We start from the raw sequence: 23,251 nt of genomic DNA on the forward strand, positions 1-23,251 counted from the left end.
GCAACGCTTCGCTTTTTGCACAATCGGACGGGATAGACGAAACCCCGGCCGTTTCATCGGGGGCCGCTTGATGGCCCCGTTTTACTGCCTGGTCGCGGGCAGCACATGGAGAATCACATGAAAGTCGTCGCTTTCGAGCGCCAACAGCAAGGTACGGGTGCGAGCCGCCGCCTGCGCAACGCCGGTAAGACCACGGGTATCGTCTACGGTGGCGAAGCAGCCCCGCAAAAGATCGAACTGGATCACAACGCGCTGTGGCATGCACTGAAGAAGGAAGCCTTCCACTCGTCGATCCTCGACCTGGAAGTCGCTGGCCAGTCGCAACAGGTTCTGCTGCGCGACGTGCAATATCACCCGTTCAAGCAACTCGTGCTGCACGTGGACTTCCAACGCGTCGACGCGAAGAAGAAGCTGCACACGAAGGCACCGCTGCACTTCCTGAACGCAGAAGTCAGCCCGGCCGTGAAGCTGTCGAGCGCGATCGTTTCGCACGTCGCGACGGAAATCGAAATCGAGTGCCTGCCGGCTGACCTGCCGGAGTTCCTCGAAGTCGACCTGTCGAAGATCGAAGCCGGTCAATCGCTGCACGCGAAGGACATCGCGCTGCCGAAGGGCGTCGCGCTGGTCGCGCACGTCGACGCGGAAAACCCGGTCATCGCTTCGGCGACGGTCCCGGCGGGTGCCGTGTCGGACGCAGCAGAAGGCGAAACGCCGGCTGCCTAAGCGGCTGCCTGCACGCCCCATCGATCCGTTTCACGAAACGGTCGACGCAACCCGCCGCGGCTTGCCCGGCGGGTTTTTCTTTTTTTGCGCCCAGGCGGCGGCCGCCGCCTTCGAAACGTCATGATCAAACTGATCGTCGGCCTCGGCAATCCCGGGGCGGAATACACCGCGACGCGCCACAACGCCGGTTTCTGGCTGATCGACCAGCTCGCCCGCGAAGCCGGCACGACGCTGCGCGACGAGCGCCGCTTCCACGGCTTCTACGCGAAAGCGCGCCTGCACGGCGAGGAAGTCCATCTGCTCGAGCCGCAGACCTACATGAACCGCTCCGGCCAGTCGGTCGTCGCGCTCGCGCAATTCTTCAAGATCCTGCCCGACCAGATCCTCGTCGCGCACGACGAACTCGACCTGCCGCCCGGCACCGTGAAGCTGAAGCTCGGCGGCGGCAGCGGCGGCCACAACGGCCTGAAGGACATCACCGCACACCTGTCGTCGCAGCAATACTGGCGGCTGCGGATCGGCATCGGCCATCCGCGCGACCTGATTCCGGAAAGCGCGCGCGCCGGCGCGAAGCCCGACGTCGCGAACTTCGTGCTGAAACCGCCGCGCCGCGACGAGCAGGACGTGATCGACGCATCGATCGAACGCGCGCTCGCCGTGATGCCGATGGTCGTCAAGGGCGAACTCGATCGCGCGACGATGCAGCTGCATCGCAACTGACCGCACCGCGCACCGGCCCGGTGCATCGGCCGTCCGACGCAATCCGGCGGCCTCGCCTGCCCCACCGCGACGCGCACATGCGGTAATCTGGACGTTTTGCCCGACAGGAGCCAAGCGGTGAGCCGTTACTGGAGCGACGTCGTTCAGCAACTCGTGCCTTACGTGCCGGGCGAACAGCCCGCGCTCGCGCACCCCGTCAAGCTGAACACCAACGAGAATCCCTATCCGCCGTCGCCGCGCGTCGTCGCGGCGATCGCACGCGAACTCGGCGACACCGGCGACACGCTGCGCCGCTATCCCGACCCGGTCGCACGCGCGCTGCGCGAGACGGTCGCGGCCCATCACCGCATCCAGCCCGACCAGGTGTTCGTCGGCAACGGCTCCGACGAGGTGCTCGCGCACGCGTTCCAGGCGCTGCTCAAGCACGACCGGCCGCTGCGCTTTCCCGACATCACGTACAGCTTCTATCCGACCTACGCGCGCCTGTACGGCGTCGAGACCACGGTCGTGCCGCTCGCGGACGATTTCTCGATCCGCGTCGACGACTATCTCGACGACGCCGGCGGCGTGCTGTTTCCGAACCCGAATGCGCCGACTGGGCGCGCGCTGCCGCTCGCGGACGTCGAGCGAATCGCGGCCGCGAACCCGTCGTCGGTCGTCGTGATCGACGAAGCGTACGTCGATTTCGGCGCGCAGTCGGCGATTACGCTGATCGACCGCCACCCGAACCTGCTCGTCGTGCATACGACGTCGAAGGCGCGCTCGCTCGCGGGCATGCGCGTCGGCTTCGCGTTCGGCGATGCCGCGCTGATCGACGCGCTGAATCGCGTGAAGGACAGCTTCAACTCGTATCCGCTCGACCGGCTCGCGCAAGTCGCCGCGCAGGCCGCGTACGAAGACACCGACCATTTCAACGCGACTTGCCGGCGCGTGATCGACAGCCGCGCGCGGCTCACGCATGCGCTCGACGCGCTCGGCTTCGAGATCGTGCCGTCGGCCGCGAATTTCGTGTTCGCGCGCCATCCGGCGCACGACGGGGGCGCGATCGCGGCGAAGCTGAAGGAACGGGAAATTTTCGTGCGGCACTTCCGGCTGCCGCGGATCGACCAGCATCTGCGCATCACCGTCGGCACCGACGCCGAATGCGATGCGCTCGTCGCGGCGCTGCGCGAGCTGCTGGGCTGACACGGAAGAACCGGCGCCGGGCGGCGTCGATCTGAAAGCGCGACGCGCGCTCGCCAATCGGCGTGCGTGCGTCAGCGCAGGGTCACGATGCGTCGTCGCCCTTCACGGCGATCAACGCGTGGTACTTCTCCATCAATTGCGCGTGCGACTCGTCATGCTGCGGATCGCGCGGAATGCATTCGACCGGACACACCTGCTGGCACTGCGGTTCGTCGAAATGGCCGACGCACTCGGTGCACTTGTTCGGGTCGATCACGTAGATATCCGGGCCCATCGAAATCGCGCCGTTCGGGCACTCGGGCTCGCACACGTCGCAATTGATGCACTCGTCGGTAATCATCAAAGCCATACTGATCTCACTTCTTCAGGCCGGCGGCCGGCTTCGCAACGAAACCGGCCGGCGCCGCGTCACGCGGCAGGGCCTCCCATCGCCGTGACTTTCTCGGTCAGCCACTTCTCGACGGACGGAAACACGAATTTGCTGACATCGCCGCCCAATTGCGCGATTTCGCGCACGATCGTCCCCGAGATGAACTGGTACTGGTCGGACGGCGTCATGAACATCGTCTCAACGTCGGGCAGCAGATAGCGGTTCATCCCCGCCATCTGGAACTCGTATTCGAAATCGGACACGGCGCGCAGCCCGCGCACGATCACGCGCGCGTTGTTGATGCGGACGAAATCCTTCAGGAGGCCGGTGAAACTCATCACCTTCACGTTCGGATAATGGCCGAGCACCTCGTTCGCAATCGTCAGACGTTCTTCGAGCGAGAAAAACGGTTTCTTCGCGCGGCTGTCGGCAACGCCCACCACCAGCGTATCAAAAATGCTCGACGCACGCCGCACGAGGTCTTCGTGCCCGCGCGTCAGCGGATCGAACGTACCGGGATACACGGCGACTACCATGTCGCTCCTCCTGTCATCACGCAAACGGGATGGCAGCCGTGCGATGCACGCGCCGCTGCCGAGATGGGCATGCGTCGCCTTTGCGGCGCGCCGCCTCGTATGGAACGCGCATTATTCATCATTTTCGCGCCGCAGCAAATGATAGTGAACCGCACCGGCCTTGCCGTGCTTCACCACCTGCCAGCCCGCGAGCGCGTCGTGCGCGGCCGGGTCGAGTTCCGCCCCCGTTTCGACGTACAGCGCGCCGCCCGCCGCGACGAGCGGCGCCGCGAGCACGATCGCGCGCTCGAGCGCGGCCAGGTCGTCGAACGGCGGATCGAGGAACACCACGTCGAACGCGCCCGGCGTGAGCCCGGCCGCGAGCCGCAGCGCATCGGCTTCGGCGATCTCGACCGACCGGGCGCCGAGCTTGTCCTTGATCGCACGCAGCTGCTGCGCGGCGCGCGGATGGCGCTCGACCATCACGACGCTCGCCGCGCCGCGCGACGCGGCCTCGAAGCCGAGCGCGCCGGTGCCCGCGAACAGGTCGAGACAGCGCCAACCGTCGAGATCCTGGCCGAGCCAGTTGAACAGCGTCTCGCGTACGCGATCGGGCGTCGGGCGCAGGCCGTCGAGATCGAGCACCGCGAGCGGCGTGCGTTTCCAGTCGCCGCCGATGATGCGGACCGCGTGCGGCTTGCCGCGACTGGAAGGGGCCGCGGGGCGGCCGGAAGAGGAACGGGACATACGGGATATCGACAACGGAGGGACCGGGCGCGCGCGAGGGGCGCGCCAAACAGGCGCACGTTACCACAGCGGCGACGCGCACTGACGCGAGCGCCGCGCCGCACTGATAAAATGCACGGTTTCGGCCGCCGAGCGCCGCGCCCGCGCGAACGCAGAACGGCCCGTCCGGCGCCCCGCCCTCGGCGGCGGCCCGCCCTCTTCCCGACGCCAGACCATGTTCAGTTTCTTCAAACGATTCAAGAAAACGCAGGAGCCCGATCCGGCGGAATCGCAATCGGCCGACGCGCAGCAAGCGGACGAAGCGTCCGACGCCGACGCGCCCGCGCCGGAGGCGCCGCCCGCGGCCGACGTGCCGCAGGCGAGCGCGCAAGCGGCCGCGCCGGCCGTCGTGGTGACGGTCACGCCGACCAACGACGGCCGCGACGAAGTGGTCGAGACGGTCGAGATCGTCCCGCCGCCGCTGCAGGACGCGTCCGCGAAGAAGTCGTGGCTCGCGCGCCTGAAAACGGGGCTCGCGAAGACGGGCTCGAGCATCACCGGCGTCTTCGTCAACACGAAGATCGACGAGGACCTGTACGAGGAGCTCGAAACCGCGCTGCTGATGTCCGACGCGGGCGTCGACGCGACCGAGTACCTGCTCGACGCGCTGCGCGAGAAGGTGCGCGCGGGCCGGCTGACCGATCCGCAGCAGGTGAAGGATGCGCTGCACGACCTGCTCGTCGAGCTGCTGACGCCGCTCGAGAAATCGCTGATGCTCGGCCGCGCGCAGCCGCTCGTAATGATGATCGCCGGCGTGAACGGCGCGGGCAAGACGACCAGCATCGGCAAGCTCGCGAAGCATCTGCAGAGCTTTGACCAGTCGGTGCTGCTGGCCGCCGGCGACACGTTCCGCGCGGCCGCGCGCGAGCAGCTGGCGGTCTGGGGCGAGCGCAACAACGTGACGGTCGTGCAGCAGGAAAGCGGCGATCCGGCCGCGGTGATCTTCGATGCGGTCAGCGCCGCGCGCGCGCGCAAGATCGACGTGATGATGGCCGACACGGCCGGCCGCCTGCCGACGCAGCTGCACCTGATGGAAGAGCTGAAGAAGGTGAAGCGCGTGATCGCGAAGGCGCACGACGGCGCGCCGCACGAGGTGCTGCTGGTGATCGACGCGAACACCGGCCAGAACGCGCTCACGCAGGTGAAGGCATTCGACGACGCGCTGGGCCTGACCGGCCTGATCGTCACGAAGCTCGACGGCACCGCGAAGGGCGGGATTCTCGCCGCGATCGCGCGGCAACGGCCGGTGCCCGTCTACTTCATCGGCGTCGGCGAGAAGGTCGAGGACCTGCAGCCGTTCAGCGCGGTGGAATTCGCGGACGCGCTGCTCGGCTGAACGCCGCCGGCTCGCATCGCACGGGGCGCCTTCGGGCGCCCTTTTTCATGCGCGCCCGATCCTGCTCGCCGCGGGGCCGCCACACTCGTTCGGCGCTTATTCGGCGTCGGGCTGCACGCCCGGCTCGGCGGCCTTGAATGCATCGAGCGTCGCCGCATGGTCGGCGATCCGGTGGATCGTCGGGAAACGCGTGGTGTCGATCGCAAAGCGGTTCGCGTTGAACACCTGCGGCACGAGGCACACGTCGGCGAGCGTCGGCGTGTCGCCGAAGCACAGCTTGCCGGTGCGCGGATCGTTCGCGAGACGCGCCTCGAGCGTGTCGAAGCCCGCCTCGATCCAGTGCCGGTACCACGCGTTCTTTGCGTCTTCGGGCACATTCAGCGTGTGCTTCAGGTACTTGAGCACGCGCAGGTTGTTGAGCGGGTGGATTTCGCACGCGATCTGCAGCGCCACCGACCGCACGTACGCGCGATCGACCGGCTGCTTCGGCAGCAACGCCGGCTCGGGATGGGTTTCGTCGAGATATTCGATGATCGCGAGCGACTGCTGCAGCGTCGCGTCGCCATCGACCAGCGTCGGCACGACCCCATCCGGATTCAGCGCGCGGTATGCGTCCTTCAGTTGCTCCCCGCCGTCGCGCAGCATGTGCACGGGCGCATAGTCGAACGGCAGCCGCTTCAGGTTCAGGGCGATCCGCACGCGGTACGACGCGGAACTGCGGAAATAGCTGTAGAGCTTCATGGGATGTCTCTCTTTTGGTCGTATTCGGCCTGCGGCGGCACGGGCGCGGCGCAGCGGGTGCGTACGCCGCCGGGAACCAGAGTGTAGCGCGGCACGGTGCGCAGCCGCGCCCGTGCGATACTCGGGGCATTCCTCACCGCTCACCGCGCGGCCCGATGCCGGCCGCCCGCCCCACGTTCCGATGACCGCTTCCCACGATCCCGCCGCCGCTCCGTTCCCTTGCGCCCGCTTCATCAAGGAAATCGGCCGCGGCCCCAACGGCGCGCGCGCCCTGTCCGCCGAAGACACGTTCGAGCTTTATCGCGCGATGCTCGATGCGCGCGTGTCGGACGTCGAACTCGGCGCGATCCTGATCGCCTATCGGCTGAAAGGCGAATCCGCCGACGAACTGGCCGCGATGCTCGCCGCCGCGCAGGCGTCGTTCGAGCCCGTGCACGTACAGGACGCCGCGTTCCGCCCGGTGTCGATCCCGAGCTACAACGGCGCGCGCAAGCAGCCGAATCTCGTGCCGCTGCTCGCGCTGCTGCTCGCGCGCGAAGGCGTGCCGGTGCTGGTGCACGGAGTAGAGTGCGATCCGGGCCGCGTGACGAGCGCCGAGATCTTCTCGGCGCTGTCGCTCGCGCCGTCGACGTCGCACGATGCGATCGAGGACACGCTCGCCGAGCGCCGCGTCGCATTCGCGCCGATCGACGTGCTGGCGCCGCGCATCGCGCACCTGCTGTCGATGCGCGGCGTGCTCGGCGTGCGCAACTCGACGCATACGCTCGTGAAGATCCTGCAGCCGTTCGCGCCGGCCGGGCTGCGGCTCGTCAACTACACGCATCCGCCGTACCGCGATAGCCTCGCGCAGCTGTTCCGCGACCATCCGGACGCCGCGCGGGGCGGCGCGCTGCTCGCACGCGGCACCGAAGGCGAAGCGGTGGCCGACACGCGGCGCCAGGTGCAGGTCGACTGGCTGCACGACGGCGTGTGCGACACGCTGATCGACGCCGAGCGTTCGTCGACCGACGCGCCGCCCGTCGCGCTGCCCGAGTCGCGCGATGCGGCGACCACGGCCGCGTGGACGGACGCGGTGCTGCGCGGCGAGGTGCCGGTGCCCGACACGGTCGCGCGACAGGTCGCGACGATCGTGCAGATCGTCCGCGTCGCGCGCTGACGGCGCGGCGGCGACCTGCCCCTTTATCCCGACATTTGACACGCGAGCGCATCCTGGCATAGAGTGGCCGTCATGCGTTCCTTTCCGAACACCCTCCGAATTACCTCCGGCCGCCTAGCGCGGCCGCTATCGCTACGACTAGCCTAAGGCTGTCGTAGCGCCGTGTGCTGTTCGCACGGTCCTCCCAGCAGTTCCTCGCCGTACCCCTCTCGCAGTTTTTACAACCCGCAGTCGTCAGCATTCGTCCGTCCATCCGTCGGCCGATTCGCGAAGATCATCCGCATCCGCGGCGCCATCGCGCGCCGGGTGCGAGGCAGCGCCAACCGGCGCCCGTGCCGCGCGTCTTCGCTCGCGACTTGAGACCCGAGGTCCAGAAGATGATGCGCAATCCGCAAGACAAGTACCGTCCGTTCGAGCCCGTCCGCCTCAATGGCCGCCGCTGGCCGGCCCGCACCATCGAGCGTGCGCCCGTGTGGATGAGCACCGACCTGCGCGACGGCAACCAGTCGCTGATCGAGCCGATGAGCATCGAGCAGAAGCTCGAGTTCTTCGACATGCTGGTCGCGATCGGTTTCAAGGAGATCGAAGTCGGTTTTCCGTCGGCGTCGCAAACCGACTTCGATTTCGTCCGCAAGCTGATCGACGACAAGCGGATTCCCGACGACGTGACGATCGAAGTGCTCGTGCAGTCGCGCGAAGACCTGATCGCGCGCACGTTCGATGCGCTCGAAGGCGTGCCGCGCGCGATCGTGCACCTGTACAACGCGGTCTGCCCGTCGTTCCGCCGCATCGTGTTCGGGATGTCGAAGGACGACGTGAAGGCGCTCGCGATCGACGGCACGCGCATCATCAAGGCACACGCGGCCGCGCGCCCCGATACGCACTGGACCTTCCAGTACTCGCCGGAAACCTTCAGCATGACCGAGCTGACGTTCGCGCGCGAGATCTGCGACGCGGTCGCGCAGACCTGGCGCCCGACCCGCGACCACAAGATGATCGTCAACCTGCCGGCCACCGTCGAGGCCGCGACCCCGAACGTGTTCGCCGACCAGATCGAATGGATGGACCGCAACCTCGCGTATCGCGACAGCATCGTGCTGTCCGTGCATCCGCACAACGATCGCGGCACCGCGGTCGCAGCGGCCGAACTCGCGCTGCTCGCGGGCGCCGACCGCATCGAAGGCTGCCTGTTCGGCAACGGCGAGCGCACCGGCAACGTCGATCTCGTCACGCTCGCGCTGAACCTCTACACGCAAGGCATCGACCCGGGCCTCGACTTCTCCGACATCGACGCGGTGCGCCGCGTCGTCGAGCGCTGCAACCAGATTCCCGTGCATCCGCGCCATCCGTACGCGGGCGACCTCGTGTTCACCGCGTTCTCGGGCTCGCACCAGGACGCGATCCGCAAGGGCTTCGCGCAGCAGCGCCCCGACGCGATCTGGGAAGTGCCGTACCTGCCGATCGACCCGGCGGATCTCGGCCGCAGCTATGACGCGGTGATCCGCGTGAACAGCCAGTCCGGCAAGGGCGGCGCGACGTTCCTGCTCGAACGCGGAATGGGTTTCACGCCGACGCGCCGCGTCCAGATCGAGTTCAGCCACGCGGTGCAGACGCTCGCCGACGCCTCGGGCGAGGAAGTGACGGGCGACGCGATCTGCGCGCTGTTCGCGCGCGAATTCTTCGAGACCGACGGCCCGGCCGCGCGCCACGGCAGCGGCGCGCGCTGGCAAAACCGCGAGATCGCGGTGGCGCCCGCCGCCGATGCGACACCCGACGACGCCGCGCGACATTTCGCCGCGGCATTGGCAGGGGCCGCTGGCGCCGCGATCGACGTCGCGTCGTGCGAGCACACGCGCACCGCGGACGGCCGGATCGCGGTATCGGTCGGCTGCCGGGTCGGCGACGCGCCGCTGCGGCATGGGGTCGGCGTGCACGCCGACGCGGCGGTCGCGGCGCTCGATGCGGTCGTCAGCGCGATCAACCGCTCGGCATGGCACTGCGCGGACCACCGCGCGGCGGCCTGAGCGCCGGGTTTCGATGCAGGGTTGAAACGTCAGCGAGCGGTGCGTGACCGCCCGTGCGCCGCGCGATCCGCGCCGCACGAGACAGCAAAAAGCGGCTCAGAAGGCCGCTTCGGTCGGGACATGAAAACGAGCGCCACCCGCGCTCACGTCTCGGTCGCGCACCGCGTCGCCTGCCATGCGAGCAGCCGCCACTGCCCGTGCTCGTGCGTGTGCACGGCCGTGTAGGCGATCGGAAACACGAGGCCGCCATTGTTCGTTTCCATCTCGATCAACGCGCGCCCGGTCACGACGCAGGTGGCATCGCCGACGGGCAGCAGGTCCTGCGACTGGATCTCGATCTGACGATAGCGGCGGCGGCCGGCGACGATGGCGTCGATGAACTGCTGCTTGGTTTCTCGTTTGCCGTTGGTGTGCACGAAGAACACCTTGTCCGACAATTGCGCGTCGAGCGCCTCGCCGTCCCCGTCGACCATCGCCCGGAACCGATCGCGCTCGAGCGCGCGAATCGCATCGACCACCTTCGCCATCGCCTGACTCCTCGGCAACGCGCCCGCCGTGCGCCGGCGTGCGGATCAGAAGTTGTACTGCACGTAGAACTGGTGGAAATTTATACCAGGATTCGGCTCTTTGATACCCGCGTTAGACACATGTTGGAAACGGTAACCCACCTGATACTGTTGCCGTTCGCCGAACTGCGCGCCGACGCCGACGACGTCCGCGAACTGGAACGATGTCGACAGCGACAGATTGTTCGAGATCGTCGGATGCGTGAGGAACCGGATGCCGGCGCCGGCTTCGACGAACGGGCGAACCTGGCCCGCGCTCTTGATGAAACGGAACATCGGCGTCGCGCCGAATTCACCGATGTTGGCATGCACGTTGCCGCCGGTGTGCCAGTAGCCGACATGGCCTTCCATCACGAACGCGAAGTGCCAGCCGCCGATTTCCCACCAGTTCCAGCCCGGATCCCAGACCACGCCGAGATCGGCCTTGTCGATCCCGTGGCGATCGGAAAATCCGCCGCCCGCCTGGATCCCCCACCGGTCCGCGAACGCGGCGCCCGATCCGCCCAGCAGCGACGCGGCCAGCAGCGCATGCAGCGCAAGCCGGTTTCGGGGCCGGCGGTTCTTCTTATTGTTCATCTGACACTCCAACTTTATGGGTTGAATGGAGCCTTGCCGCAGCGGCCGGCCCGAGCGAACTGAATGGTATGGTAAAGGACTTTTCGGATCGGCATCGCGAAGCGAAATTGTTTGCTTCCAAAACTACAAAAATCGAAAACGTCTACTGATTACTATCGGAAACAAGCACTTACGGAACTTCGTACGACCAGCGCGGTCGCAAATTAGACTATCGACTCGAACGACTCGATAGAAAACCGGGAACTTGGATGCCCCCGTGGCCTCTAAGGAATTAGCACTCGGATTGTGGGAGTGCTAAGATGGGCTCCGGAATCTCATCCGAGACCAACGGTTTGTCCCTGATTCCAAAGGAGTTTTTAGTGAGCCACGCCCTGACCCTTCCGAACACCCTGAGCCCGACGCCGGCCAAGGCCGAATCGGCAGGCTCGCTGGCGCTCGCAGCCCAATCGATGTTGCCGGGCCAGCTCGGCAACATCGACGCGTACATCCAGGCCGTCAACCGCATTCCGCTGCTGACCGCCGAGGAGGAACGCCGGTATGCAACCGAATTCCGCGAAAACAACGACCTCGACTCGGCGCGCCGCCTCGTGCTGTCGCACCTGCGTCTCGTCGTGTCGATCGCGCGCAACTATCTCGGCTACGGCCTGCCGCACGGCGATCTGATCCAGGAAGGCAACATCGGCCTGATGAAAGCGGTGAAGCGATTCGACCCGTCGCAAAACGTGCGCCTGGTGTCGTATGCGATTCACTGGATCAAGGCCGAGATCCACGAGTACATCCTGCGCAACTGGCGCATGGTGAAGGTCGCGACGACGAAGGCGCAGCGCAAGCTGTTCTTCAACCTGCGCAGCCACAAGAAGAGCATGCAGGCGATGACGCCCGAGGAAATCGACGGCCTCGCGCAGGAGCTCAACGTCAAGCGCGAAGAAGTCACCGAGATGGAAACGCGCCTGTCGGGCGGCGACATCGCGCTCGAGGGCCAGGTGGAAGACGGCGAGGAATCGTACGCGCCGATCGCCTACCTGGCCGACTCGCACAACGAGCCGACCGCCGTGCTCGCCGCGCGCCAACGCGACATGCTGCAGACGGACGGCATCGCGCAGGCGCTCGACGCGCTCGATGCGCGCAGCCGCCGCATCATCGAGGCGCGCTGGCTGCAGGTCGACGACGACGGCTCGGGCGGCTCGACGTTGCACGATCTCGCCGCCGAATTCGGCGTGTCGGCGGAACGCATCCGCCAGATCGAGGCGAGCGCCATGAAAAAGATGCGCACCGCCCTCGCCGAATACGCGTAAATCCGCGGCGATCCAAAGCGCCTCATCGAAAACCGCTGCCCGACCGGCAGCGGTTTTTTTTCGTCCGGTTTCCGCAGCTTTTCCTCTGCTTTTCAGCCGTTTCGCTCTCCGTTTTTGCGTCGATTAATTGAACTGATTCATCAGGCATTACGCCATGTGCGGCGCCCTTCCGCATAACCTTGATCCATCTCAATTTTTACCCCCTGTTTCGCGACGGTCTGCCGCATCGCAGCACTCGGCATCGGAAAGCAGTCCTTTTAAAATTGGCATGTCAGGCGCAAAAGGATTAAAACAGCTTCACGGCCGTCATAAATCCGACGTAAAGTCGCCCCCAATCCGACGTAAATCGATTCAGGATAATCGCCTTGATCTCGATCAATAAAGAGCCTGCGCCGCCTTCGCGGCCGGCCGGCACGATCGGCTGGCGTGCGCGCATCGCCGCATGGGCACGCGGTCCCACCCTCGCCCGCGACATCACCCTGGTGCTGATCGTCAAGCTGATCCTCCTGATGTCGCTCAAATACGCATTCTTCAATCATCCGCAGGCCGAGCACATGTCGTTGCCGCCTGCCGTCGTGGCCGAGAAGCTACTCTCGGTACCGGCGCCTGCAACTACCGAGGGAGACCATCATGATAAGCAGTGAAGTCGTCGATCTGTCACGTCTACAGTTCGGCATCACGGCGCTCTACCACTTCCTGTTCGTGCCGTTGACGCTCGGCCTGTCCTGGCTGCTCGTCATCATGGAAGCCGTCTACGTGATGACCGGCAAACAGGTCTACAAGGACATGACCCAGTTCTGGGGCAAGCTGTTCGGGATCAATTTCGCGATGGGCGTGACGACCGGCATCACGCTCGAATTCCAGTTCGGCACGAACTGGTCGTACTACTCGCACTACGTCGGCGACATCTTCGGCGTGCCGCTCGCGGTCGAAGGCCTGATGGCGTTCTTCCTCGAATCGACGTTCGTCGGCCTGTTCTTCTTCGGCTGGAACCGCCTGTCGAAGGTCAAGCACCTGATCGTCACGTTCCTCGTCGCGCTGGGCTCGAACCTGTCCGCGCTGTGGATCCTCGTCGCGAACGGCTGGATGAACAATCCGGTCGGCGCCGAGTTCAACTACCAGACGATGCGCATGGAGATGACGAGCCTGTTCGACGTGCTGTTCAACCCGGTCGCGCAGGTGAAGTTCGTGCACACGGTGTCGGCCGGCTACGTGTCGGCGGCGATGTTCGTGCTCGGCGTGTCGTCGTGGTATCTGCTGAAGAAGCGCGACGTCGACTTCGCGCTGCGCTCGTTCGCGGTCGCGGCCGGCTTCGGCCTCGCGGCGACGCTGTGCGTGATCGTGCTCGGCGACGAGTCGGGCTACACGACCGGCGAAGTGCAGAAGATGAAGCTCGCCGCGATCGAATCGGAATGGGAAACCCAGCCGGCGCCCGCGTCGTTCACGCTGATCGGCATTCCGAACCAGGCGGAACAGCGCACCGACTATGCGATCAAGATTCCGTACGCGCTCGGCCTGATCGCGACGCGCTCGATCGACGAACCGGTGATCGGCCTGCGCGACCTCGCGAAGCACAGCGAGGAGCACATCCAGAGCGGGATGATCGCATACGGCGCGCTGCAGAAGCTCAAGCAGGGCGACACGAGCGACGCGACCCGCGCGCTGTTCGACCAGCACAAGCAGTATCTCGGCTACGGGCTGATGCTCAAGCAGTTCACGCCGAACGTGACCGACGCGACGCCCGAGCAGATCAAGGCCGCCGCGAAGAAGACGATTCCGCCCGTCGCACCCGTGTTCTTCTCGTTCCGGATCATGGTGTTCCTCGGCTTCCTGTTCGTCGCGACGTTCGTTGCCGCGTTCTGGTTCTGCGCGCGGCGGCAGCTGCTGCAGGACAACCGCCGCTGGTTCCTGCGCTACGCGGTGTGGGCGATCCCGCTGCCGTGGATCGCGATCGAATTCGGCTGGATCGTCGCCGAGCTCGGCCGCCAGCCGTGGACGATCGCCGGCGTGCTGCCGACGCACCTGTCCGCGTCGAGCCTGCAGCCGAGCGACCTGTACCTGAGTCTCGCCGGGTTCATCCTGTTCTACACCGCGCTGTTCGTCATCGAGATCAAGCTGATGTTCAAGTACGCGCGCCTCGGCCCGTCGTCGCTGCATACCGGCCGCTATCACCACGAACTCGTCGCTGCCGGCGAGCGGGCCGCCGTCTGAGCACGCACTCGCAACGGAACAAGGAATCGCTATGGACTATGCAACTCTCAAGCTGATCTGGTGGGTGCTCGTCGGCGTGCTGCTGATCGGCTTCGCCGTCACCGACGGCTTCGACATGGGCGCGACCGCGCTGCTGCCATTCCTCGGCAAGACCGACGAGGAGCGCCGCATCATCGTCAACACGGTCGGCGCGACCTGGGAAGGCAACCAGGTGTGGCTGATCACGGCCGGCGGCGCGATGTTCGCGGCCTGGCCGCTCGTCTACGCGGCGTCGTTCTCCGGCTTCTACTTCGCGATGCTGCTCGTGCTGTTCGCGCTGTTCTTCCGGCCGGTGGGCTTCGACTATCGCAGCAAGCGGCCGGACCCGCGCTGGCGCGCGGGCTGGGACTGGGGCCTGTTCGCTGGCGGCTTCGTGCCGGCGCTCGTGTTCGGCGTCGCGTTCGGCAACCTGCTGCAGGGCGTGCCGTTCAAGTTCGACAGCGACCTGCGCGTGACCTACTACGGCGGCTTCTGGGCGCTCTTGAACCCGTTCGCGCTGCTGTGCGGGCTCGTCAGCCTCACGATGCTCGTCGCGCACGGCGCCGCGTTCATCAAGATGAAGACCGACGGCGTGATCGCGCGCCGTGCGTCGATCGCGCTGCGTGTCGCGTCATTCCTCGCGGTCGTGCTGTTCGTGCTGGCCGGCGTGCTGGTGGCCTCGTATATCGGCGGCTTCCACATTACCCACGCCGCGCCGACGGACACCGTCGCGAACCCGCTGCTCAAGGACGTCGCCGCCGGCGCGGGCCTGTGGCTCGCGAACTACGGCGACTATCCGTGGATGATCGCCGCGCCCGTCGTCGGGATCGCGGGCGGCGTGCTCGCGCTGCTGCTCGCCGGCTCGAAGCAGGAAAAGACGGCGTTCTTCTGCACGGGCCTGATGATCGCCGGCGTGATCCTGACCGCGGGCTTCTCGATGTTCCCGTTCATCATGCCGTCGTCGCTCGACCCGCGCAGCAGCCTGACCGTGTGGGATTCGACGTCGAGCCACATGACGCTGCAGGTGATGCTGTTCGCGGTGATCGTGTTCCTCCCGATCGTGCTGATCTACACGGGCTGGGTGTATCGCGTGATGCGCGGCAAGGTCACGCACCAGACGCTCGAAGAAAACAAGCACTCGATGTATTGATGCATTGAACCGGCCGGGGCGCGCAGGCGCCCTCGCCTACCGTTTCGCAAGGAGTCTGACCATGTGGTATTTCAGCTGGATTCTCGGTATCGGCGTCGCGCTGTCGTTCGGCATCGTCAACGCGATGTGGCTCGAAGCGCGGCAGAAGACGCAGGAAGCGTCCGTGCGGGCGCGCCGCGACTGACGCACCGATGCACTGACGGGTGGCGCGCGCGGCCGATCGATCGCGCGCCGCCGTCCGGAAGAGAAAGAACCTCGCTTCGCGCGAGGTTTTTTTTCGCCCTGGCCGCGCGGGCACACGTCGTGCATCGATGCCAATTTAGCGCCAGATTGATACCACTTGAATACCAATAAAAGGTTTCATAAGATCGTTGGACACGGCCGCTGACAGGCCGATTCCTTCTGGGTGGGGGAGACATGCGATTCCCGTGTGTGGCGTGCGCCTGCGCGCCGTGTCGACGTCCGTGTTCCACGGCGCGCGCCGTCGTCGTGCTCATGCTCGTGCGCGGCCAACCGGGCGCCGCCGGCCGCGGCCGCCTCGTCGCCGCGGCGAACGTCATGGACCGCCGATGAATCCGCGCACGCCGCCGCGCCGATCCGATCGGCACGCATGCCCGCCTCCCGTTCCGTAACGCACGCCCCCGCGTGCCGATTGTGCGCGGGGCTGCCGCATCGCCCCGCGTGCTGGTATCTCCCGCAGCTCCACTGAAAGACCCGATCGCAGCGACGTCGAGTCACGGCGCCGCCACGCCCTCTTTTTCTCAGGAGTTCGAATTGAAGCGTACCTTGCCATCCCTCATTGCCGGTCTGCTGATCGCGGTGCTGTCGCCCGCTGCGATCTCGGCGCTGCCGGCGTCGGCCGCCGCCGGCGCGACCGCCGGCAGCGCGCAAGCGGCCGCCGCCCAGGCAGCCAGCCTCGCGACGCAGCTGTCGAACGGCCTCGCGTTGCGCGTCGCCGTCGACAACAACCACGCGGCCGCAGCCGGCGTGCCGTGCGCCGATCTCGGCGCAGACGGCGCGGCCTGCGCGACGGGCCGCCTGATCCTGCAAAACCGCGGCCACCAGGCGATCGCCGACGGCGGCTGGAAGCTCTACCTGCACAGCATCCGCCGCCTGCTGCGGATCGATCGCCCCGGCTTCGCGCTGCGGCGGCTCACCGGCGACCTGTACGAACTGACGCCGCAGCCGGGCTCGGTGCGGCTCGCGCCCGGCGAGCGCATCGAGCTGCCGTTCGTCGCCGAATACTGGCTGCTGCGCTACAGCGACGTGATTCCGCGCCCGTACGTCGTCGTCGACGGCGCGCCGCCGGCCGTGCTGCGCTACAACGACACCGACAACGAGCTGCGCTACGTCGAATCGCTGCCGGCCGACGCGCAGAACAACTCGACCGGCAACGCGCCGCCGGTGGCCGCACGGCCCGATCCGGCCCGCGCGCTGCCGAGCGTGAAGCGCGAATTGCCGCTGCCCGGCACGCTCGAGCTGCGCGGCGTCGAACTCGCGCTGCCGGACCTGCCTGACGCGCAGGTCGCGGCGCTGCGCGAGCGCGCGACGACCCTCGGGCTCGACGGCGCACGCGTGCCGGTGCGCGGCTTCGTCGCGCCGCGCCGGCTGCCGGCCGACCTCGCGACACCGGGCGGCTACCGGCTCGCGATCGGGCCGCGCGGCGTGCTGATCGAAGGCTACGACCGCGCGGGCCTCTACTACGGCGTGCAGACGCTCTATTCGCTCGCGCCGGCCGGCGGCGGCGCGATCCCGGCGATGCTGGTCGAGGATGCGCCGCGCTTCACGCATCGCGGGATGCACGTCGACCTCGCGCGCAACTTCAAGCAGCCGGCGACGCTGCGCCGCCTGATCGACCAGATGAGCGCGTACAAGCTCAACCGCCTGCACCTGCATCTGTCCGACGACGAAGGCTGGCGCATCGAGATTCCCGGCCTGCCCGAGCTGACCGAGATCGGCTCGCGCCGCTGTCACGACCCGGGCGAGACGCGCTGCCTGCTGCCGCAGCTCGGCTCCGGCCCCGACAACCGCTCGGGCGGCGGCTACCTGACGCGCGACGACTACGTGGCGCTCGTGCGCTACGCGGCCGCGCGCTTCGTGCAGATCATCCCCGAGATCGACATGCCCGCGCACGCCCGCGCGGCCGTCGTGACGATGGAGGCGCGCTACCGGCGGCTGCACGCGGCCGGCCGCGAGCAGGAAGCGAACGCGTATCGGCTGCTCGACCCGCAGGACACGACGAACCTGACGACGGTGCAGTTCTACGACCGGCGCAGCGACCTGAACCCGTGCGTGCCGGGCGCACTCAACTTCGCGTCTAAGGTGATCCGCGAGATCGCGGCGATGCACGCGGACGCGCAGGCGCCGCTGCAAACCTGGCACTACGGCGGCGACGAAGCGAAGAACATCTTCCTCGGCGGCGGCTTCCAGCCGCTGAACGGCACCGATCCGAACAAGGGGCGCATCGACCTGGCCGCGCAGGACAAGCCGTGGGCGCGGTCGCCCGCGTGCACGGCGCTGCTCCAGCGCGGCGAGATCAAGTCGATCGACGAGCTGCCGACGCGTTTCGCGAAACAGGTGAGCGCGGCCGTCGACGCGAACGGGATCGGCACGATGGCCGCGTGGCAGGACGGCATCAAGCACGCGAACGGGCCGCAGGATTTCAGCACGCGCCACGTGATGGTGTCGCTGTGGGACACGATCTTCTGGGGCGCGTCGGACAGCGCGCGCGACCTGAGCGGCAAGGGCTACCAGACGGTGCTCGCGCTGCCCGACTACCTGTACTTCGACTTCCCGTACACGCTCAATCCGCGCGAGCGCGGCTACTACTGGGGCTCGCACGCGACCGACGAGTACAAGGTGTTCTCGCTCGCGCCGGAGAACCTGCCGCAGAACGCCGAAGTGATGGGCGACCGCGACGGCAACGCGTTCGAGGTGACGGGCACGGGCCCGGCGCCACGCATCGAAGGCATGCAGGGCCAGGCGTGGGGCGAGGTGATGCGCAACGACACCTTCCTCGAATACATGACCTACCCGCGGCTGCTCGCGCTCGCCGAGCGCGCGTGGCACCGGGCCGACTGGGAGCTGCCGTATGCGGCCGGCGTGCGCTTCAAGCGCGGCGACACGCATCACGTCGACGGCGCCGCGCTGCAGCGCGACTGGGCCGGCTTCGCGACGCTGCTCACGCAACGCGAATTGCCGAAGCTCGAGCGCGCCGGCGTCGGCTATCGGAAGCCGACCTTCACGCTGACGAATCCGTGAACGGCTGAAGAAGGCATCTGGCGATGCGCGAGGCGGGCAAACGCATCGCGCATCGCCCGCCCCAAAAGAAAACGGCTTGCGACGCGTACGTCGCAAGCCGTTGTTCTTTTGACCACCGGCCCGGATCCGCCGCGCGGATCGCTCACGCCGGCTTCACCGCATCACGCCGGTTGTGCAGCCGCCCCGCCGCCCGACGGCGGCAGGCGCGCGCCGAGCTGTTCGGCATAGCGCGCCGCCGCGTTGCCGCAGACGATGTGGAACGTGTCGAGCGACACCCATGCGACGTCGAGCGTGCCGAGACGCTCGCGATCGACCGCCGACGGATCGCGCACGACCACGCGCAGGCGCGTGGTGGCCACCGCATCGAGCGACACGACGTTGGTCGCGCCGCCGAACACCGCGAGCCAGCGGGTCGGCTCCGGATCGAGCGGGCCGGCGGCCGCGCCGGTGACGGGCTGCGCGGCGGCGGCCGGCGCCGTTGCTGCCGCGCCGGTCGCGCCGCTGCCGATCGCGGCACGCATTTCGTCGGCGATGATGTCGGCCTCGGGCCCGATGATCACCTGCACGCTGTTGCCGCCGCGCTTGAGCACGCCGCGTGCGCCGATCGACTTCAGTTCCGGCTCCGATACCTTCTCCGGATCGACGACGGTCAGGCGCAGGCGCGTCGTGCACGCGTCGACGACCGACAGGTTGGCCGCCCCGCCCAGCGCGGCGATGTAGCGTTGCGCACGCGGTGCGGCAGCCGTTGCCGCCGCGCCCGGTGCGGCGAAGCCGCCCGACGCGTACGATTCCGTGGCCGCATCGGTCGATGCCGGCTCACGGCCCGGCGTGGCCATGTTGAACTTGCGGATGAAGAAGCGGAACAGCCCGTAGTACGCGACGCCGTACGCGATACCGAGCGGAATCGCGATCCAGCCCTTCGTCGACAGCCCGTAGTTCAGCACGTAGTCGATCGCGCCGGCCGAGAACGTGAAGCCGAGCTTCACGCCGAGGATCTGGCAGATCGCGAGCGACAGCCCCGTCAGCAACGCATGGATCACGTACAGCACCGGCGCGAGGAACATGAAGCTGAATTCGATCGGCTCGGTCACGCCGGTCAGGAACGACGTCAGCGCCATCGAGAACAGCAGGCCGCCGACCATCGCGCGGCGCTCCTTCGGCGCTTCGTGCAGCATCGCGAGACACGCCGCCGGCAGGCCGAACATCATGATCGGGAAGAAGCCGGCCATGAAGGTGCCCGCGGTCGGGTCGCCCGCGAAGAAGCGGTGCAGGTCGCCGTGCACGATCTCGCCGCCGGCCGGCGGCGTGAAGTTACCGAACACGAACCATGCGAGCGAGTTGATGATGTGGTGCAGGCCGGTGACGAGCAGCAGGCGGTTCAGGAAGCCGAACACGAACGCACCGATCGCGCCCGCCGTCGTCAGCCACTGGCCGGCCGCGTCGATCGCATGCTGGACCGGCTGCCACACGTACCCGAATACGATCCCGAGTACCACGCACACCAGCCCCGTGATGATCGGCACGAACCGCTTGCCGCCGAAGAACGCGAGGTAGTCCGGCAGCTTGATGTCTTTATAGCGGTTGTACAGCAGGCCCGCGACGACACCCGCGATGATCCCGGACAGCACGCCCATGTTCAGCTTGGGATCGATGTCCTTCATGATCGCGGTTTCGATCAGGTAACCGATCGCGCCCGCGAGCGCCGCCACGCCGTTGTTGTCCTTCGCGAAGCCGACCGCCACGCCGATCGCGAACAACAGCGGCAGGTTGTCGAAGATCGCGCCGCCGGCGTCGGCGATCATCTTGATGTTGAACACGTCCGGCTGGCCGAGCCGCAGCAGGATGCCGGCGACCGGCAATACCGCGATCGGCAGCATCAGCGCGCGGCCTAGACCCTGTATTTTCAGAAACGGATTCCCGTTCATTCAGTCCTCCAATCCTTGTCTCGTCATGAATCGTCGTTGAGGTGATTGCTTTGGTAGTGATACGGGTCGCGCGCCTGCCGCCGACGTTCAGTCGAGCGGCCAGACCTCGCGGCTTGCTGCCCTTACCGCCTGTGCCGAATCGAGCGCGAGCAGATCCTGCGCGCGCTGACGGCACAACTGGTAATCGAGACGGCGCACACGCGCCTTGATGCCCGGCACCGACACCGGATCGACCGACAGTTCGGTCACGCCGAGGCCCACCAGGACCGGCACCGCGAGCGGATCGCCGCCGAGCGCGCCGCATACGCCGACCCACTTGCCGTGCTTTTCCGCGCCGCGCACCGCGATGTCGATCAGGCGCAGCACGGCCGGATGCAGGCCGTCGGACTGCGCGGCGAGATCGGCCTGGCAGCGGTCCATCGCGAGCGTGTATTGCGTGAGGTCGTTAGTGCCGATCGACAGGAAATCCGCGTGCTGCGCGAGCTGGTCGGCCAGCAGCGCGGCCGACGGCACCTCGATCATCACGCCGACCTCGATCGGCTCGGTGCGGCCCTGCGCGCGCGCGAATTCGTCGATGCGCTTTTTCAGCCGCACGAGTTCGCCTGCGTCGGTCACCATCGGCAGCAGGATGCGCACCGCGCCGAACGGCTTCACCGCGAGCAGGCCCTGCAACTGATCGTCGAGCAGATCGGGGCGCACCTGCGCGAGACGGATGCCGCGCAGGCCGAGCGCCGGGTTCGGTTCGGGCGGCAGCGTCAGGTAGTCGACTTCCTTGTCCGCGCCGACGTCGAGCGTGCGGATGATCGCCGTGCGGCCCTGCAACGCGTCGACGATCGACTGGTAGCTCTGCTGGTGCTCGACCGCCGTCGGCGCGGCCTGACGATGGATGAACATCAGTTCGGTGCGCAGCAGGCCGACCGCGTCCGCGCCGTTGTCGACCGCGGTGTTCGCGTCGTCGAGCGTCGCGATGTTCGCGGCGACCTCGATCGCGCGGCCGTCGACCGTCGCGGCCGCCACACCTGCCAGTTGCCGGTTCGCGTCGCGCACGCCGTCCAGGCGCTGGCGTTCGTGCCGCGCGCGCTCGACGTCGAGCGCGGTCGGCGCGTGTTCGAGCCGGCCCGAGCTCGCATCGACGACGACCTGCGTGCCGTCCGGAATCGCGTACAGCGCATCGCCGACCGCCACCAGCGCCGGGATGCCGAGCTGCCGCGCGATGATCGCCGCGTGCGACGTCGCGCCGCCGCGCGCCATCACGAGCGCGGTCACGCGTTCGCGATCGAGCGACGACAGGTCGGACGGCGTGAATTCGTCGGCCGCGAGCACGGCCTCGTCGGGCAGCGCGCGCGCGGCGCCGTTCGTGTGGCCGAGCGCGCGCAGCACGCGCTTCTCGATGTCGCGCAGGTCGGCCGCGCGTTCGGCGAGCAGCGCATCGTCGAGCTTCGACAGCGTGTCGATCTGCGTGCGGATCGTCGCGCGCCACGCGAAGCCCGCGCCCTTGCCGAGGCTGATCAGGTCGCGCGCCGCATCGACGAGCGTCGGATCTTCCAGCAGCACGCGATGCACCGCGAAGATGCCCGCTTCGCCGACCGCGCCGCGCGCCGATGCGTTGCGCACCGTTTCGCCGAGTTCGGCGTCGACCGCCTTCAGCGCCTGGTCGAGGCGGCGGCTTTCCGCGGCCGGCGTGCCGGTCGCCTGCTCGGTCGGCACGATGTCCGCATCGTCGAGACGCACCAGCGTGCCGACCGCGATGCCGGGCGCGGCGCACACGCCGGCGAGCGTGTTCGGGTCAATGGGCGCGCCATCGCGCGGCGCGCCGGCGTGGCGTGCGACCGTCTGCGGCGCGGGCGACTTCAGCCGCGCCGGCTTTTCCTCCACTTCGCCGTGCGCTTCGCGCAGCAGCTCGCGCTCGACCGCATCGACGGCCTGCTGCGCGTGCGCGCCGCGGCCGACCAGCTCGACCGTCGCGCCTTCGCCAGCGCCGAGACCGAGCAGGCCGACGACGCTCGCGATCGACGCCTTGCGGCCGTCGAACAGCACGTCGACGCTCGCGTCGAGCCCGCGCGCGGCTTCCCGCGCCCGTGCGGCCGGCCGCGCATGCAGGCCGCCCGGCTGCGCGAGCACGATTTCGCGGCGCACTTCGTTGTGCGCGGCCGCGCCGGCCTGCGCCGCCTGCGCGGCGGCTTCGCCCTTGCCGCGCAGCGCGAGCAACGGCGTCTCGCCGGCCGTCGCGAAACCGCTCGCGCGATCGACGACCTCGAACGCGTCGGAATTCGCGATCGCGATCACCGACACCAGCGAATGCGCGTTTCGCGCGACCGCGTCCTGGTCGAACTCGATCAACAACGCGCCCGCTTCGACGCGCGCGCCGGCTTCGACGTGCGCGACGAAGCCCTGCCCGTTCAGCTCGACGGTGTCGATGCCGATGTGCAGCAGCACTTCCGCGCCTTGCGGCGTCGTGATCGTCACCGCGTGGCCGGTGCGTGCGAGATGCGACACGACGCCCGCGCACGGCGCGACGAGCCGGCCTTCGAGCGGGTCGATGCCGATGCCGTCGCCGAACATCCCGCCGGAGAACACCGGATCGGGCACGTCGGCCAGCGGAACGATCGGCCCCGTCAACGGGCTAAGCAGGACGATCTGATCGGGGTTAGGGCTCTTCAACTGGGATTCCTCGGCGCGTCTCATCGGCTTTC

Annotated in this window: 20 protein-coding genes; 12 read left to right on the forward strand and 8 right to left on the reverse strand. The window is 67.6% G+C overall.

Annotated features, from left to right (window positions below):
• Window positions 1-117: 117 nt before the first annotated feature.
• The 3 genes from HWX76_RS26325 (at window position 118) to hisC (ending at window position 2,628) form a co-directional block, all read left to right on the forward strand.
• Window positions 118-723 (forward strand): 50S ribosomal protein L25/general stress protein Ctc, encoded by a 606-nt coding sequence (locus tag HWX76_RS26325; RefSeq protein ID WP_011546248.1) that lies wholly within the window; start codon window positions 118-120, stop codon window positions 721-723.
• A 120-nt stretch (window positions 724-843) separates the two neighbouring features.
• Entirely contained in the window at window positions 844-1,443 is a 600-nt protein-coding gene (gene pth, locus HWX76_RS26330) for an aminoacyl-tRNA hydrolase (RefSeq protein WP_050014859.1), read from the forward strand.
• Window positions 1,444-1,560: 117 nt separating this feature from the next.
• Window positions 1,561-2,628 (forward strand): histidinol-phosphate transaminase, encoded by a 1,068-nt coding sequence (gene hisC, locus HWX76_RS26335; protein ID WP_050014857.1) that lies wholly within the window; start codon window positions 1,561-1,563, stop codon window positions 2,626-2,628.
• A gap of 82 nt (window positions 2,629-2,710) precedes the next feature.
• Here hisC and HWX76_RS26340 read toward each other — a convergent pair whose 3' ends face one another.
• The 3 genes from HWX76_RS26340 to rsmD form a co-directional block, all read right to left on the reverse strand.
• The gene (locus tag HWX76_RS26340; RefSeq protein WP_006477774.1) at window positions 2,711-2,977 is read right to left on the reverse strand and encodes a YfhL family 4Fe-4S dicluster ferredoxin; all 267 of its coding nucleotides are present in this window, start codon (window positions 2,975-2,977) and stop codon (window positions 2,711-2,713) included.
• A 59-nt stretch (window positions 2,978-3,036) separates the two neighbouring features.
• A complete protein-coding gene (coaD, locus tag HWX76_RS26345; protein WP_044847476.1) occupies window positions 3,037-3,534 on the reverse strand; it encodes a pantetheine-phosphate adenylyltransferase in 498 nt (165 codons plus the stop codon).
• 111 nt (window positions 3,535-3,645) lie between these two features.
• A complete protein-coding gene (gene rsmD, locus HWX76_RS26350; protein ID WP_050014855.1) occupies window positions 3,646-4,260 on the reverse strand; it encodes a 16S rRNA (guanine(966)-N(2))-methyltransferase RsmD in 615 nt (204 codons plus the stop codon).
• A 214-nt stretch (window positions 4,261-4,474) separates the two neighbouring features.
• Here rsmD and ftsY point away from each other — a divergent pair, with 214 nt between their 5' ends.
• Window positions 4,475-5,635 carry a signal recognition particle-docking protein FtsY gene (gene ftsY / locus HWX76_RS26355; protein ID WP_050014853.1) on the forward strand — a complete coding sequence of 387 codons (1,161 nt, stop codon included), beginning with the start codon at window positions 4,475-4,477 and terminating at the stop codon, window positions 5,633-5,635.
• 96 nt (window positions 5,636-5,731) lie between these two features.
• Here ftsY and maiA read toward each other — a convergent pair whose 3' ends face one another.
• A complete protein-coding gene (maiA, locus tag HWX76_RS26360) occupies window positions 5,732-6,376 on the reverse strand; it encodes a maleylacetoacetate isomerase (protein WP_050014852.1) in 645 nt (214 codons plus the stop codon).
• A gap of 181 nt (window positions 6,377-6,557) precedes the next feature.
• Between maiA and ybiB the strand changes: the two genes are divergently transcribed.
• Together ybiB and leuA are read left to right on the forward strand one after the other, a co-directional pair.
• Complete coding sequence (gene ybiB, locus HWX76_RS26365; protein ID WP_050014850.1) at window positions 6,558-7,532, forward strand: DNA-binding protein YbiB; 975 nt, start codon at window positions 6,558-6,560, stop codon at window positions 7,530-7,532.
• A 377-nt stretch (window positions 7,533-7,909) separates the two neighbouring features.
• Complete coding sequence (gene leuA, locus HWX76_RS26370) at window positions 7,910-9,556, forward strand: 2-isopropylmalate synthase (RefSeq protein ID WP_124638984.1); 1,647 nt, start codon at window positions 7,910-7,912, stop codon at window positions 9,554-9,556.
• 143 nt (window positions 9,557-9,699) lie between these two features.
• Here the strand turns inward: leuA and HWX76_RS26375 are convergent, their stop codons facing one another.
• Window positions 9,700-10,083: a nuclear transport factor 2 family protein gene (locus HWX76_RS26375; protein ID WP_011886076.1), complete on the reverse strand. Its 384-nt coding sequence runs from the start codon at window positions 10,081-10,083 to the stop codon at window positions 9,700-9,702.
• A 45-nt stretch (window positions 10,084-10,128) separates the two neighbouring features.
• Window positions 10,129-10,698 (reverse strand): acyloxyacyl hydrolase, encoded by a 570-nt coding sequence (locus HWX76_RS26380; RefSeq protein WP_050014846.1) that lies wholly within the window; start codon window positions 10,696-10,698, stop codon window positions 10,129-10,131.
• A gap of 359 nt (window positions 10,699-11,057) precedes the next feature.
• Here HWX76_RS26380 and rpoH point away from each other — a divergent pair, with 359 nt between their 5' ends.
• The 6 genes from rpoH to HWX76_RS26410 all read left to right on the forward strand — a co-directional run bounded on the left by rpoH (window position 11,058) and on the right by HWX76_RS26410 (window position 18,633).
• Window positions 11,058-11,993: an RNA polymerase sigma factor RpoH gene (gene rpoH / locus HWX76_RS26385; RefSeq protein ID WP_089488834.1), complete on the forward strand. Its 936-nt coding sequence runs from the start codon at window positions 11,058-11,060 to the stop codon at window positions 11,991-11,993.
• Between the two features lie 359 nt (window positions 11,994-12,352).
• A complete protein-coding gene (gene cydP / locus HWX76_RS26390; protein WP_176016588.1) occupies window positions 12,353-12,637 on the forward strand; it encodes a cytochrome oxidase putative small subunit CydP in 285 nt (94 codons plus the stop codon).
• The gene (locus HWX76_RS26395; RefSeq protein WP_089488835.1) at window positions 12,624-14,204 is read left to right on the forward strand and encodes a cytochrome ubiquinol oxidase subunit I; all 1,581 of its coding nucleotides are present in this window, start codon (window positions 12,624-12,626) and stop codon (window positions 14,202-14,204) included. Before cydP ends, HWX76_RS26395 begins: the two co-directional genes overlap by 14 nt.
• Window positions 14,205-14,235: 31 nt before the next feature.
• Window positions 14,236-15,372 (forward strand): cytochrome d ubiquinol oxidase subunit II, encoded by a 1,137-nt coding sequence (gene cydB, locus HWX76_RS26400; RefSeq protein ID WP_050014841.1) that lies wholly within the window; start codon window positions 14,236-14,238, stop codon window positions 15,370-15,372.
• A 61-nt stretch (window positions 15,373-15,433) separates the two neighbouring features.
• Window positions 15,434-15,556 (forward strand): cytochrome bd-I oxidase subunit CydX, encoded by a 123-nt coding sequence (gene cydX / locus HWX76_RS26405; RefSeq protein ID WP_060733353.1) that lies wholly within the window; start codon window positions 15,434-15,436, stop codon window positions 15,554-15,556.
• A gap of 590 nt (window positions 15,557-16,146) precedes the next feature.
• Window positions 16,147-18,633, forward strand: a complete 2,487-nt coding sequence (locus tag HWX76_RS26410) for a family 20 glycosylhydrolase (RefSeq protein ID WP_176016567.1) — start codon at window positions 16,147-16,149, stop codon at window positions 18,631-18,633.
• A gap of 161 nt (window positions 18,634-18,794) precedes the next feature.
• On the opposite strand, the gene nagE is transcribed toward HWX76_RS26410, so the two are convergent.
• Both nagE and ptsP read right to left on the reverse strand, forming a co-directional pair.
• On the reverse strand, window positions 18,795-20,558 hold the full coding sequence (gene nagE / locus HWX76_RS26415) for an N-acetylglucosamine-specific PTS transporter subunit IIBC (RefSeq protein WP_089488837.1): 1,764 nt from the start codon (window positions 20,556-20,558) through the stop codon (window positions 18,795-18,797).
• An 87-nt stretch (window positions 20,559-20,645) separates the two neighbouring features.
• Window positions 20,646-23,243: a phosphoenolpyruvate--protein phosphotransferase gene (gene ptsP / locus HWX76_RS26420; RefSeq protein WP_089488838.1), complete on the reverse strand. Its 2,598-nt coding sequence runs from the start codon at window positions 23,241-23,243 to the stop codon at window positions 20,646-20,648.
• Window positions 23,244-23,251 lie beyond the last annotated feature (8 nt).

This window comes from Burkholderia sp. BCC0398, from assembly GCF_902833245.1.
Classification (GTDB): Bacteria; Pseudomonadota; Gammaproteobacteria; order Burkholderiales; family Burkholderiaceae; genus Burkholderia; species Burkholderia sola.